General features: G+C 39.6%; 12 protein-coding genes. 3 read left to right on the plus strand and 9 right to left on the minus strand.

Features of this window, described 5'->3' with window-relative positions:
- Together H5087_RS20090 and H5087_RS17820 are read left to right on the plus strand one after the other, a co-directional pair.
- Positions 1 to 200 (plus strand): hypothetical protein (locus tag H5087_RS20090; protein ID WP_220491596.1); only part of this gene is annotated, 200 nt, incomplete at its 5' end.
- A 42-nt stretch (positions 201 to 242) separates the two neighbouring features.
- A complete protein-coding gene (locus H5087_RS17820) occupies positions 243 to 677 on the plus strand; it encodes a hypothetical protein (RefSeq protein ID WP_182672902.1) in 435 nt (144 codons plus the stop codon).
- A gap of 438 nt (positions 678 to 1115) precedes the next feature.
- On the opposite strand, the gene H5087_RS17825 is transcribed toward H5087_RS17820, so the two are convergent.
- Positions 1116 to 3392: an acyl-CoA dehydrogenase gene (locus tag H5087_RS17825; protein ID WP_182672903.1), complete on the minus strand. Its 2277-nt coding sequence runs from the start codon at positions 3390 to 3392 to the stop codon at positions 1116 to 1118.
- 167 nt (positions 3393 to 3559) lie between these two features.
- On the opposite strand from H5087_RS17825, the gene H5087_RS17830 reads away from it, so the two are divergent.
- Positions 3560 to 5407, plus strand: coding sequence for a M2 family metallopeptidase (locus H5087_RS17830; protein WP_182672904.1), 1848 nt, complete (start codon positions 3560 to 3562; stop codon positions 5405 to 5407).
- A 67-nt stretch (positions 5408 to 5474) separates the two neighbouring features.
- On the opposite strand, the gene H5087_RS17835 is transcribed toward H5087_RS17830, so the two are convergent.
- The 8 genes from H5087_RS17835 to H5087_RS17870 form a co-directional block, all read right to left on the minus strand.
- A complete protein-coding gene (locus H5087_RS17835) occupies positions 5475 to 6278 on the minus strand; it encodes a putative porin (protein ID WP_182672905.1) in 804 nt (267 codons plus the stop codon).
- A 663-nt stretch (positions 6279 to 6941) separates the two neighbouring features.
- Positions 6942 to 7736, minus strand: coding sequence for a putative porin (locus H5087_RS17840; protein WP_182672906.1), 795 nt, complete (start codon positions 7734 to 7736; stop codon positions 6942 to 6944).
- 199 nt (positions 7737 to 7935) lie between these two features.
- Entirely contained in the window at positions 7936 to 8310 is a 375-nt protein-coding gene (locus tag H5087_RS17845; protein WP_007377979.1) for a PH domain-containing protein, read from the minus strand.
- Positions 8310 to 9218: an ABC transporter ATP-binding protein gene (locus H5087_RS17850; RefSeq protein WP_007377980.1), complete on the minus strand. Its 909-nt coding sequence runs from the start codon at positions 9216 to 9218 to the stop codon at positions 8310 to 8312. Before H5087_RS17850 ends, H5087_RS17845 begins: the two co-directional genes overlap by 1 nt.
- Positions 9215 to 10042, minus strand: coding sequence for an ABC transporter permease (locus tag H5087_RS17855; RefSeq protein ID WP_182672907.1), 828 nt, complete (start codon positions 10040 to 10042; stop codon positions 9215 to 9217). Before H5087_RS17855 ends, H5087_RS17850 begins: the two co-directional genes overlap by 4 nt.
- Positions 10043 to 10173: 131 nt before the next feature.
- Positions 10174 to 11355 carry a cystathionine beta-lyase gene (locus H5087_RS17860; RefSeq protein ID WP_182672908.1) on the minus strand — a complete coding sequence of 394 codons (1182 nt, stop codon included), beginning with the start codon at positions 11353 to 11355 and terminating at the stop codon, positions 10174 to 10176.
- A 9-nt stretch (positions 11356 to 11364) separates the two neighbouring features.
- Positions 11365 to 12285, minus strand: a complete 921-nt coding sequence (nudC, locus tag H5087_RS17865; protein ID WP_182672928.1) for an NAD(+) diphosphatase — start codon at positions 12283 to 12285, stop codon at positions 11365 to 11367.
- 174 nt (positions 12286 to 12459) lie between these two features.
- Complete coding sequence (locus tag H5087_RS17870) at positions 12460 to 12963, minus strand: NYN domain-containing protein (RefSeq protein ID WP_182672909.1); 504 nt, start codon at positions 12961 to 12963, stop codon at positions 12460 to 12462.
- Between the last annotated feature and the right edge of the window lie 42 nt (positions 12964 to 13005).

Raw genomic sequence — 13005 nt, forward strand, 5'->3', positions numbered from 1 at the left:
ACTGCTCTTATTTAAGCTTCCAGCTAGACGAGAGGATAGAAGATATCCCCGATGGGTTAAGCCAAAACCATCTAAGTATCCCCATAAAAAGAAAGATGCCAGTCAGCTTAACTGACTGGCATTATGCTTTAGGCATCCTTTTTTATTATTTATTATCCAATTTTCTATTTATTACCCGCCATACCTTTACATCTTCCTAGATAAACCACACACTTTAAAAAAACTAATTAATAATAACTAATATGAAAAAAATCACGAGTTTATTAAGTTTGGTCATCTGTTTATTTTTATCAGCCTGTGGTGACGATACCAAAACACTTGGCGACACTCCTGGCGATACAGCAACCGCTTATTTTGATGCGCTTTATAACCAGCAAGACCTTCAAAAAGCCAGCACCATGGCAACCCCCAACCTTACACGTATAATGAATTCCTACGGCACCGCTAAACAGTTTTCCCGTAACTTAGTAAACATGCAATACGATGAAGTAACCATTGAAGTTGATATGACCAATATGAGCGTCCGTGAACAATACGGCGATAACGCTAAAATAAACCTTATTTTTACCGGTTATTTAAATGGTGACAAAATTGATGAAATGCGCAGTGTAAAGATGCTTCGTAAAAAGGGCAAATGGTACATAGATAAAATTGTTGCCGACCCTTACGCTCGTTAAAAACAACTGAATTAAACATAAAAAGGCCTTACATTTGTAAGGCCTTTTTCGCTTTAGCTAGGGCGTGTTGATCTTTGTGGATTGAAGTTTGTTCAATCTAGGGGCGATTTAATCGCGGCGCGAGGTTTGTAACCTAGTGAGCTCGGTAACTGCTCCTGCGTTACCCTACTGGCTTACATCCATGTAAGAATAAGTAAAAACCGAGCAAAGCTTCCGCGTCCTGCTCTCGCCCTTGACCTACACCCATGTAGGCAACAAAGAGTTAATCGTCCCTAGAAAGAACCCAAAGGGCAGCGCATGTTTGGCATTTATGCTGCGTTATCGCCTATTTATGGGGAATAACCACACTACATAGGCTCTGCCTTGCCTAAAAACCAAACAGCCTGCTGCAAATTCAACCACGAAGGGTCATCACGCCCTAGTATTTAAAATACTGCGCTACAGCTCACCAGGTTGAAAGTTATCAACTGCAATGGCTTTCTTACGTAACTTATTAGCATGATGCATTGCATCTGCATCAGTTTGCTCTAATAATTTATTTTCAAGCGCATAATTTATAGCACCTTCAATATCAAGCGTTGCAGGCACACTGCCCTTACGCTGCCATTGTTTTAAGTCTTTAAACTGCGCTTGCATATCATGCATAGCTAAAAATGCGCTTTCCATGACCCCTGTACCTGCATTTTCATCTACATAACATAAATGCGTTAAGCGGTTTCTAAATACACCAGGTTGAGTCATACGCTCGCAAATACTTTGTGCTATTTCATCACTTGGTCTGTGGTAATGGTTTCCAAGCGGGAACACGATACGTTTAAGGATAAAATTAACAACCGGATTTGAAAAGTTTTTAAAGAAGCCATTAAACGCTTGGCCAATTTCAAATAATGAGTTCTCAATTGCATATTTTACAAATGGTAAATCAGCTTGTTGGCGCCCTTCATCTTCATAACGTTTTAAAACAGTTGATGCTAAGTACAAATGACTTAATACATCACCCAAACGCGCTGATATCATTTCTTTACGTTTAAGTTCACCGCCAAGCATCAACATTGCAACGTCTGTACAAATAGCTAAGCCTCGGCTCATTCTACTCAGTTGTTTATAATAAATAGCCGTTTCACCACCTACAGGCGCTTTAGCAAAATAACTACGTGTTAAGCCATGCACAAATGCCATACCTGCATTACTTGCTGCAAATATTATATGGTTCATTAATAAACCATCAAATTGTTCAAGTGCTGCGTCGTCATCTTCCATTGCAGCGGCTTCCATTTCTTTTAAAACAAATGGATGACAGCGTGTTGCACCTTGGCCAAATATCATTAAGTTACGCGTTAAAATATTCGCGCCTTCAACCGTAATTGATACTGGAATCCCCATATAGCCATGCGCCAAATAGTTATTAGGCCCTACTTGAATTCCTTTACCTGAATGAATATCCATTGCATCATTCATTACCGTACGACCCATTTCAGTCATATGGTATTTAGCAATCGCTGTTACAACCGACGGGCTTAATTTTAAATCAATCGCACCTGCGGTCATTAATCTGCACGACTCAAGTGTGTAAGTTAAACCACCAATACGTGCAAGTGCCTCTTGGACACCTTCAAACTGCCCTATAGATACACCAAACTGCTGGCGTACCATGGCGTATGCCGATGTCATTTTTGAAGCTAAATGTCCAGTTGCTGCACTTAATGCCGGTAGTGATATACCACGCCCTGCACTTAAACACTCAACAAGCATTCTCCAGCCACGCCCTGCACACTCTTGTCCACCAATAATCCAATCCAGTGGTATAAATACATCTTTACCGTAAGTGGTACCATTCATAAAGGCCATATTAAGCGGATAATGACGCTCACCCGTTTCAACACCCGGATGAGCGGTTGGTATTAGAGCACATGTAATGCCTAGCTCTTTCTTATCACCTAATAAAGCATCAGGGTCATACATTTTAAATGCTAAGCCGAGTACAGTAGCCACTGGTGCAAGTGTAATGTAACGCTTTGACCAATTTAAACGCAGGCCCATTACTTGCTCGCCATTGTGCTCACCCATACACACCACGCCCGAATCAGGAATGCTGCCAGCATCAGAGCCCGCCTCTGGTCCCGTTAATGCAAAACAAGGAACATCTGTACCATTAGCTAAACTTGGCAGCCAACGATCTTGCTGCTCTTTAGTACCATAGTGAAGAAGTAACTCGCCCGGACCTAAGCTATTAGGCACCATAACAGTGACTGCGGCTGTTAAGCTTTTAGTCGAAATTTTTGACACTATCGTTGAATTAGCAATTGCCGAGAACTCACGACCGCCAAATTTTTCAGGAATGATCAGCGCAAAAAAACCTTCTGTTTTTAGGTAATCCCACACTTCTTTTGGTAAGTCTTTGTCTTTTTGTACAATTTGATAATCATCGAGCATCGCCAATAAGGTTTCTACTTGGTTAGCCATAAATGCGTTTTCTTTATCGCTAAGCTCTGGTTTTGGAAAGTGGTGCAGTTTTTGCCAGTCTGGGTTACCACTAAATAACTCACCATCCCACCAAACATCACCTGCTTCCATCGCCTCTCGCTCTGTTTGCGATAATGGCGGAAGCACCTTTTTGAACATTTTAAACGTAGGACGACTAATCAAGTTTAGGCGAATATCTTTAACCGCAAAAATAACCACCACCACGACCAGCAATATTATAAATATTAACATGCGCACATTCCTTACACATTGAATGAAAATAGTAACTTAATTATGACCCATCTTAATTTAAATACAATCATTGCACGACGAGTCGTGAGCCTTAACGCATTCATTTTATTGTTTTAAACATCACTGCTATTATCAACGTTTTAATAACAATAAATTAAAGGAATAGCATGACCCCCTTTCGATTTAAACTAAGTATGAGCGCCTTAATGGTAGCAAGTACTCTTGCTTTAACGGCCTGCGATGCACAAGTATCTATCGACACTACCGATTCACCACACACTAAAAAAGCTGTAACAGCTAAAGATGCAAATACATTTATAACAAACACAGAAAAAGAACTGAGTGCACTTTATTTAGAATCGAGCCGTGCAGAGTGGATTTACGCAAACTTTATTACTCATGATACATCTGCTCTATCGGCTGAAGTTAACCGTAAAATGACCGAAACAGTCGTGCGTTTAGCAAATGAAGCTGCAAAATACGACGAACTAGAGCTTGATTACGATGCTCGCCGTAAGCTTGATAAACTAAAACTAGCACTTACACTTCCTGCCCCACAAGACGCTGATAAAACAGCGCAACTTTCACAAATTGTCGCAGAGCTTGGCGGGCTATATGGTAAAGGTAAATACTGTAAAGAAGATGGCAGCTGTTTAAGCCTTGGCGACATGACCTCAAAAATGGCCACCAGCCGAGATTACAACGAACTACTTGATTTATGGCAAGGTTGGCGTGAAATATCAAAACCCATGCGCCCACTTTACGAGCAACAAGTAGCACTTACCAACGAAGGTGCAAAAGAGCTTGGTTATGCCGATACGGGTGCTATGTGGCGCAGTAAATACGATATGCCTGCTGATGACTTTACCACCGAGCTTGATCGTATTTGGGGCCAAGTTAAACCACTGTATAACTCGCTACACTGCCATGTTCGCGCAAAGTTAGGTGAAAAGTACGGCACCGACAAAGTACCTCAAGATCAGCCAATACCAGCGCACTTGCTTGGTAATATGTGGGCGCAAGCATGGGGTAATATTTACGATGTAGTTGCACCAGAAAACGCCGATCCGGGTTACGACGTAACCGAGTTATTAGCTCAAAATAATTACGACGAACTTAAAATGGTAAAAGGGGCTGAAAACTTTTTTACCTCAATGGGTTTTGACGCACTACCAGAGACATTTTACGAGCGTTCACTGTTTGTAAAACCAAAAGACAGAGATGTGCAGTGTCATGCATCAGCATGGAATATCGATAGCAAAGACGATTTACGCATTAAAATGTGTATTCAGCGCACAGGCGAAGAGTTTTCAGTTATTCACCATGAATTAGGTCATAACTTTTATCAACGCGCATATAACAAGCAGCCTTTATTTTATCAAGAAAGTGCAAACGATGGTTTTCATGAAGCCATTGGTGACACCATTGCCTTATCGGTTACACCGGGTTACTTAAAAGAAATCGGCTTACTTGAACAAGTACCTGATGAATCTAAAGATATTGGTTTATTAATGAAAATGGCACTTGATAAAGTCGCCTTTGTGCCGTTTAGCTTAATGGTTGATCAGTGGCGCTGGCAGGTATTTTCAGGTGAAGTAACCCCAGAAAATTACAATAAAGCATGGTGGGAACTACGTGAAAAATACCAAGGAGTGCAAGCGCCTATCGCACGTAGCGAAAATGATTTTGATCCGGGTGCTAAGTACCATGTTCCGGGTAACACGCCTTATACACGTTACTTTTTAGCGCATATTTTACAATTTGAATTTCATCGTAGCTTATGTGAAATTGCCGGTAACGATAAAGCCATTCATCGCTGCTCTATTTATAATTCAAAAGAAGCAGGGGATAAGCTAAACGCTATGCTTGAAATGGGTTCGTCTCGCCCTTGGCAAGAGGCGCTTGAAACTGTGACAGGTAAGCCGCAAATGGATGCAACAGCAATGCTCGATTACTTTGCACCATTACAAACATATTTAGATAAACAAAACGAAGGCCGCAACTGCGGCTGGTAAATAGCGCTGAACAAAAAGCCCGCTCATTTGAGCGGGCTTTTTGTTCATATTCTAATTTTTAGTTAAATTAGAACTGTAAGCTTAAATTTGCAAAGTAAGCATCATAATCAGAATCATCCCAGTTATTGCCGTAACCTGCTTCTAAACCAACATTGTTGTTGAAAAAGTGTTGAGCACCAAGAGTGTAATCATCATTTTTATTAACTGTAACAAAAACCGATGTTGCTTTGCTGAAATAGTAGTTAGATGCTAATTCCCAGTTACTTGAACCGCCATCAACATCTTCAAATTTACCTTCAACAGTCAAATAGTTACCTTGCTGTAAATCAACAAAGTACTTAGCTGCTACTGCACGGTAGTCAAACTCATCATCTGCTGTTACTGTAAAGCCGATATAATCAGTGCTGTTTAGTTCGTGGTTATATGCTAGGTCAAACACAAACTGATTGTCAGCATCTTCAACATCTACAAACGTTGCTTTTAATACAAGGTTTGGGTTAAAGAAGTAACCAGCTGAAAGTTCAATTACATCCGTGCTTGAGCCAAAATCACTATCGAAATTATTGTACTGTGCACCTAATACAAAATCTTCTACAAAATACTCACCGCCAATGCTAGTAACATCTCCAAAATCATTATCACTGTATGCACCATAAACATTTGTTTGCTTATTGATGTATTCAAATTGATCGTAAGGACCTAAAGTCGCTTTTGGAGAAAAATAATAAGTTGAGTCAACAGTTATTGTGTCATCACCATCTACATCCACGTATCCTACATGGCTGATTGATTGGTAAGTATCTGCAGCTATTGCAGTGGTTGCAGCGCTTGATAATAAAATGCTCGAAATGATAACGGCTAATTTTTTCATTTTAAATTCCCTATAAATATTACTTTTTATGCTTCAGCTGTCTAGCTAAAGTCGGGGCGCATCCTAACGCCAAAAAAATGAACAAAAACTGAATAAGAGGGCAAATTAAAACCACTTGAAATGTAAATAATTACAAGTAAATGTAAACAACGGGTATCAACAAAATCTACGTAACAATAGTCTGTCATCATTTAAACTCAAAAAGTAACAAATAAGGTACAAGTTGTCGCTAAATTAAACACAACTTAATTATTCGATAAACCTCATCAATATAACCTCCCCTCACTAAATTTTTCTAATTTCTCAAAATAATGACTATATTTAATTCATTATTTCTGAATTTATAATAAAAACTAGGTTTGTATAAGTGCATATTTTTATCTGTTTTTTCCAATAACCATTATTTACCAGCAAAAAAAACTCCAATACTCATTATTTTATAGCTATTATCATCGACTCTACTTAATCGCTTTAATAACAATCTAGCCATTTATGGCAACTCTATTTATAACTTAAAGGGGTTATTTAGATGAGCATAATAAAAGCCGTAATTATGACTGGTAAAAGTTTATAGTTTAAAGCTCAAACATTTAAAACGACAAAGCCCGCTAAATTTAGCGGGCTTTTGATATTACTTTTGTATTAACTAAGTACGGGACTTAATTAAAACTGAAAACGCATGTTAGCAAAGTACGCATCGTTGTCAGAATCATCAGCGTTGTTTTCGTAACCCACCTTTACACCAATATTTTTATTGATGAAGTGCTGAGCACCAAAGCTGTAGGTGTCTTGCTTGTTGTAGTTAGCAAATACAGATGTTGCTTTTGAGAAGTAGTAGTTAGTTTCTGCTACCCATTGGTTTTCTGCGTCATCAATGCTTTCGTATTTACCTTCAAAAGTTAGGTAGTTACCTTGCTGTAAATCAATAAAGTATTTAGCAGCAACTGCACGGTAATCAAAATCGTCGTCTGATGTAAGTGTAACACCTACGTAATCAGTGCTGTTTAGCATGTAGTTGTAAGCTAAATCAAATAATGCGTAATCGTCGCCATATTTGTTTTCAACTAGTGTTACTTTTGCAAGTAAATCAGGGTTGAAAAAGTAACCACCCGTCAGTTTATAAAGCTCACTGTTAGAACCTGAATCTGGGTCTAGGTTTTCGTAAGATGCGCCAACAACAAATTCATTAATGAAATATTCACCACCAACTGATGTTAAATCGCCAAAGTCGTCATCAGCATAGCCACCATATACGTTAGTTTGTTTATTGATGTATTCAAACTGATCGTACGGACCTAAAGTTTTTTTAGGAGATAAGTAGTAAATAGAATCTACAGCAACGGTGTCGTTGTTATCGCTATTTTTGTAGCTTAGGTTACTAATTGAATTATAGCTGTCTGCAGCAGCCGCAGTGCTAGATAATAAAATGCTCGAAATAATAACTGCTAATTTTTTCATTGTAAGACTTCCCTATGTACATTGCTTTTTATGCTCTAGCTGTATTGCTAAAGTCGAGGCACATGCTAACGTTAGGAAACTGAATGAAAACTTAACTAACCAGTTGTATTTATTAAGTTAATTGTAAGGAAGTGTTGTAAACTGTAAAATTAAAGTAGTTGCAACATCTAGTCAACAACTACTTAAAACATGTACCGTATTAAAGCGCGTGTTGGCTAATAATTCGGTAAACATCGTTAATATTATCGCCAGACTTAAACTCTTTACTAATTGGTGTTGGATCTGAGCCAACCCATATTTTTAGCTCGGCATCTAAGTCAAAATGGCCTGCACTTTCTTTACTAAACTTGGTAATTTTAGAGTAAGCAATACTCACCATTTCCATTTTAGAACCGGTCATACCTTGCTTATCAATTAAGATTAAGCGCTTATTAGTAAAAATAAACATATCACGTACTACTTTATATGCTTTTTCTACTTGCTCGCCGTCAATTAATGTATTGGCGAGGATTTTTTCTAAATCAGAATCGTCAACTTCGCTTGCATTACCCATAAGTCCGCTAAGTAAACCCATTATACTTTCTCCTGTTTAAATATTTGATTCTCTAATGTATGACCATTAACTAACTGTCGGTACTGCCAGTGTTGTTGATGACAAAAATTCAGTAGTGCAATATCAAGTGGATCGCTCGTTGGCTGATACTCAACTACATACTCTTTATGTTGGCTCATATACACACGACTCACACCTGCAATTGCTTGAAGCTGTTGCTCAACATTTTGATAAGCCTCGCTTAGCATTAATGTATAAAAGTGTTTATCGGTATTATTAGTTTTTGTTTGATGCTCGCTTAGTACGCCTTTATCTAAATGAAGTACCTGTGAGCATAGTCGCTCAAGCTCAGTTAAATCGTGAGAGCTTAAAATAAATGTAGCCTGTTCACTTAATTCTGATACCAGCTCACGTACTTCTCTGGCATGAATCGGATCAAGCCCTGCGGTTGCTTCATCAAGCATTACAATTTGTGGTGCGCCAATAAGTGCTTGCGCTATCGTAACGCGCTTGCGCATACCGTGCGATAAATCCCCCGCACGCTGCTTTGCAATTTCTTTTAAGCCAACTAAATCAAGTACACGTAGCGCCTCAGTTTGGCTTTGCTTAGCACCCATACCTTGCAGCTTTGCATAAAAGGCGAGTTGCTTATCTATATTAAAGCGAGGGTCAAGTTGCGCGTCTTGCGGTAATGCACTTACTTTATTAAATAAAGCAGCGCTACCAGGTTTGTGCCCTAATATTTCAAGGCTGCCTTTACTTGGCGCAATATAGCCGCACAACAAACTAAATAAGGTAGTTTTACCCGCACCATTTGGCCCAACAAGTGCCACTGGCGCGCCTTTGTTAATTTCAAAGTCCACATTATTAAGCGCAAGTTTTGCACCATACGATTTACTCAAACCGCTAGCTGTAATTAATGGTCTCATAGTGAGTTCCTTGCAAAAATACGTTGAGCAACGCTTAGTAACACCGCAGTTTGCACAAGGGGAATAGCCAGAGCGCTTAATAATGGTAAATTTTGCCCGGCTAATAACTCTATTTGCACACCCGGAAATAAATAATCAAGCAGGCCTAATGCGGGTATTTGCCATTGCAATATACCAACTACAATACCGCCTGCTGCAAAGTATAAGATTGCCAATACAATAGATAAACGCGATGAGCGGGCAAAGGTATTAATTAACGTCATAAGTGCTACAAATGGGCATAAAGTAACAACCAATATTAAAAATATAGAAAGCGCACGAGCAAAACCACCTGCCAGTAAACTTGGATCTCTAAACCCTAGTACAGCGAGCGTAGCCACAAGAGTAATGCCCACTAAGCAGGCTAATACTCCTAGCTGTCCTAAAAAACGGCCAAACAGTATTTCAAATCGAGTGGAGCGCAGTGATAAAAACCTTAGTGTGCCGCGCTCTCTATCGCCTACCGTTTGGTCGCTACAAATAAATAAACCAAAAACGGGAAAGCTATACAGGGCTATTAACCAGTACATAGCAAATTCGGCCTCAGGCCAATCAAGCAGCTTACTTAAACCAATAGAACCTGATATATCACGGGCTATTTGCTCAAAATCGGGCGCACTTACAATGCCTACTGCCTGCCCTATTGGGTAGCGCAGTATTATTAGCCACACCAATGCAAAGGCAGCTAATGCAATAAGTCCACGTTTAGTTAAAAACATACGTACAAGCTCAAATCCCGCTATTTGCGTTAATCGCCCTACGTTTATCGGTAATGGTGTTGCCATTGACTATCCTTAATGACTTTTTATTTTCTGTTTATTTATCCACACTAAGTGTAAACACCTTGAATTACCAGCAAAAAAAAGCCCACCTATGGTGAGCTTTGTAACAATACATTTAAATGTAACAGTATAAATTATAAATGCCGCTTATAAACCTCAAGTGCTTGGCTTAAATCGCTAATTAAATCTTCTACATCTTCAAGGCCAATATGCAAGCGAATAACCGGCCCTAAATCCCAACCTGTATTTGAACGCAGCCCTTTCATAGTTAAATTAGCGGTTACTAAACTTTCAAAACCGCCCCACGAAAAGCCCATTTTAATATGCTCAAGGCTATCTAAAAATGCATCAATCGCTTTTTGATTACCGGTTTTCATGACAAATGAAAACAACCCATTACTGCCATCAAAATCACGTTTAAAAAACTCATGCCCTGGGCAGCTTTCAAATGCAGGGTGGCGAATATGATCAACAAGCTCATGTTGTTCAAGCCATTTAGCTACTTCTATTGCTGCTTTTTCATGTTGATTTAAACGCACACCCATTGTACGCAGGCCTCTAAGCGCTAAATACGCATCATCGGCACTGGTACATTGCCCTAGTAAGTACGAGTTTTCGCGCAAGGTTGGCCAGTACATTTTATTAGCAACAGCCACCCCCATCATCACGTCCGAATGGCCGACAATATACTTTGTTGCAGCTTGAATACTAATATCAACACCGTGCTCTAACGGGCGATAATGCAAACCGTTGCCGTAGGTATTATCAAGTATGGTCATTACGCTATGCTCATTGGCTACTTTTACCATAGCAGGCACATCTTGCACTTCCATCGTAATAGAACCTGGGGATTCTAAAAACAATACTTTGGTATTTGGCTGAATGTAGTCTTTAATACCTGCGCCAATGGTTGGCGGGTAGTAGGTTGTTGTAATGCCCAGCCCCACTAAAATTTTATCGCAAAAATCGCGAGTTGGTTCGTACACGTTATCAACCATTAAAATATGATCACCGGTTTTTAAAAACGATAAAAATACTTGGCTGATCGCCGCAGCGCCACAAGGGTACAATGCACACCCTTCGCCGCCTTCAAGTTCTGTAATAGCTTCTTGTAGCGCAAAGTGTGTTGTTGTTCCTCGGCGCCCATAAAATAACGTTTTATCGCCACGGGTTTTAGCTGCTTCTTTTAAATCGGCTACAGTATCAAATACAATGGTAGATGCACGCTGTACAACGGGATTGACTACGCCATGTGTATAGGCTTTTTTTCGCCCTGATGATACCAGCTGAGTGTTTTTATTACTTTTACTCGACATTATTAATCCTTAAGGGTTTGTGCGCCAATGCTCAATTAAATAACGAGAGATAGAATCGGTTCTAGGCAGCTTTAAATGCTCGCCTTCTTCGTGCCAATTACCAAATTGCTCTAAGTCTTCACGACTAAACCATTTTGCATCGTCTAGCTCTTCTTTATCTACGTTAATTTGCTCAGATGTCGCCTGTGCAAAAAAGCCAAGCATAATTGACGATGGGAACGGCCATGGCTGAGATGCAACATAACGTACGTTATCAACTTCTATGCCTGCCTCTTCTTTAACTTCACGCGCAACAGCTTGTTCCAGTGTCTCCCCTGGGTCTACAAATCCAGCAAGCGAAGAATACATACCAGTGAGCCACGCAGCTTGGCGACCTAATAAACAGCGTTCTACTCCGTCAGCAAAGACTTTAGTAACGACCATAATTACCGCAGGATCGGTGCGCGGGAATGTAGGATGCTTACAGTTTTCGTTTTCACATACACGAGAATGCCCGGCTTCCACTGAACGGTTTTTACTACCGCAGCGCCCACAAAAACGGTGCGTGGCATGCCAATAACATAACCCTCTCGCAAGGGCGGCTATTGAGGCATATTTAATGGTTACTTGAGGCCCATATTGGCGAATATCAAAAAACTGAGCGCCCTCGATTAAAGGCGAAAGTACGCTTTCATCCAGATCAGAAACATCCAATGCAAACACACCATGTTTAGCATTGTTTAAACCAACAAAAATAGCACTCGTTAAATCTAAATGTGCCACTTGTTGATACGTCAAATAGCTTACTTTAGGAGTATCTTTAATAAATAGGGTTTGATTATTTTTAACTAAAACCCATTTACTTTGCGCCGACATTTGCGCTTTAAGCCACGATGGGTCTTTACGAAAATTTGAGCCTCTATCTAGTGGCATGTTGCTGTAATGAAGCATGTAAGTCCTTGGTAACTCGTTATGCTTTAAAATTACCATAATCATTTAGCAAACCCAATTGATTACAGTAATAAAAAAAGCCTATATAAGGCTTAATTCATCTATTACGGCTTTGTATTAAAATCTCTCATGTTGCAGGCACTTAGCTTGCACTTTTTTAACTATTTTTTACTGTTAAAGTAGCAAAGTTTTATCAATTAAATGAAATTGCTCTGCGCTTTGTTTTAATACCTCAGCAGTTAACCTGTCTGCACCGTATACATCGCACGGTACATTATATTGGTTTTTTAAATGTCCAAGTAACAAAGCAAAGTCACCATCGCCAGAGAGCAAAATAACTTTATCGAGATTTTTACCCTGCTCTAACATGTCTATTGTTATGCCTACATCCCAATCGCCTTTAGCACTGCCATCACGGCGTTGAATAAATGGCTTTAGCTTTACCTCAAAACCAATCGCACGCAAAATATTTTGAAACTGATTTTGCTTTTCATCTCCTCGATAAATTGCATACGCAAAAGCACACTCAATATTGTATTGCGCCTCCATCATTCGCCAAAACGCATTGTAGTCAAAATTTTTCCCGTAACTCTCGCGGCACGTGTAATAAATATTTTGTACATCAACAAAAATACCGACCCGTGGTTTCGTGCTTTGCTGCTCGTTTTGTAAAGTCATTTAGTGTCCTAGTGAGGATTAATAGCAATAGAAGTAACGTTA

It is taken from the genome of Pseudoalteromonas sp. SR43-7 (genome assembly GCF_014163785.1).
GTDB classification, from domain to species: Bacteria; Pseudomonadota; Gammaproteobacteria; order Enterobacterales; family Alteromonadaceae; genus Pseudoalteromonas; species Pseudoalteromonas distincta.

Bases quoted from the DNA above. Each gene is read 5' to 3' on its own strand.
- H5087_RS17820 (WP_182672902.1), top strand. From the start codon at position 243: ATGAAAAAAATCACGAGTTTATTAAGTTTGGTCATCTGTTTATTTTTA.
- H5087_RS17825 (WP_182672903.1), bottom strand. From the start codon at position 3,392: ATGTTAATATTTATAATATTGCTGGTCGTGGTGGTGGTTATTTTTGCG.
- H5087_RS17830 (WP_182672904.1), top strand. From the start codon at position 3,560: ATGACCCCCTTTCGATTTAAACTAAGTATGAGCGCCTTAATGGTAGCA.
- H5087_RS17835 (WP_182672905.1), bottom strand. From the start codon at position 6,278: ATGAAAAAATTAGCCGTTATCATTTCGAGCATTTTATTATCAAGCGCT.
- H5087_RS17840 (WP_182672906.1), bottom strand. From the start codon at position 7,736: ATGAAAAAATTAGCAGTTATTATTTCGAGCATTTTATTATCTAGCACT.
- H5087_RS17845 (WP_007377979.1), bottom strand. From the start codon at position 8,310: ATGGGTTTACTTAGCGGACTTATGGGTAATGCAAGCGAAGTTGACGAT.
- H5087_RS17850 (WP_007377980.1), bottom strand. From the start codon at position 9,218: ATGAGACCATTAATTACAGCTAGCGGTTTGAGTAAATCGTATGGTGCA.
- H5087_RS17855 (WP_182672907.1), bottom strand. From the start codon at position 10,042: ATGGCAACACCATTACCGATAAACGTAGGGCGATTAACGCAAATAGCG.
- H5087_RS17860 (WP_182672908.1), bottom strand. From the start codon at position 11,355: ATGTCGAGTAAAAGTAATAAAAACACTCAGCTGGTATCATCAGGGCGA.
- nudC (WP_182672928.1), bottom strand. From the start codon at position 12,285: ATGCTTCATTACAGCAACATGCCACTAGATAGAGGCTCAAATTTTCGT.
- H5087_RS17870 (WP_182672909.1), bottom strand. From the start codon at position 12,963: ATGACTTTACAAAACGAGCAGCAAAGCACGAAACCACGGGTCGGTATT.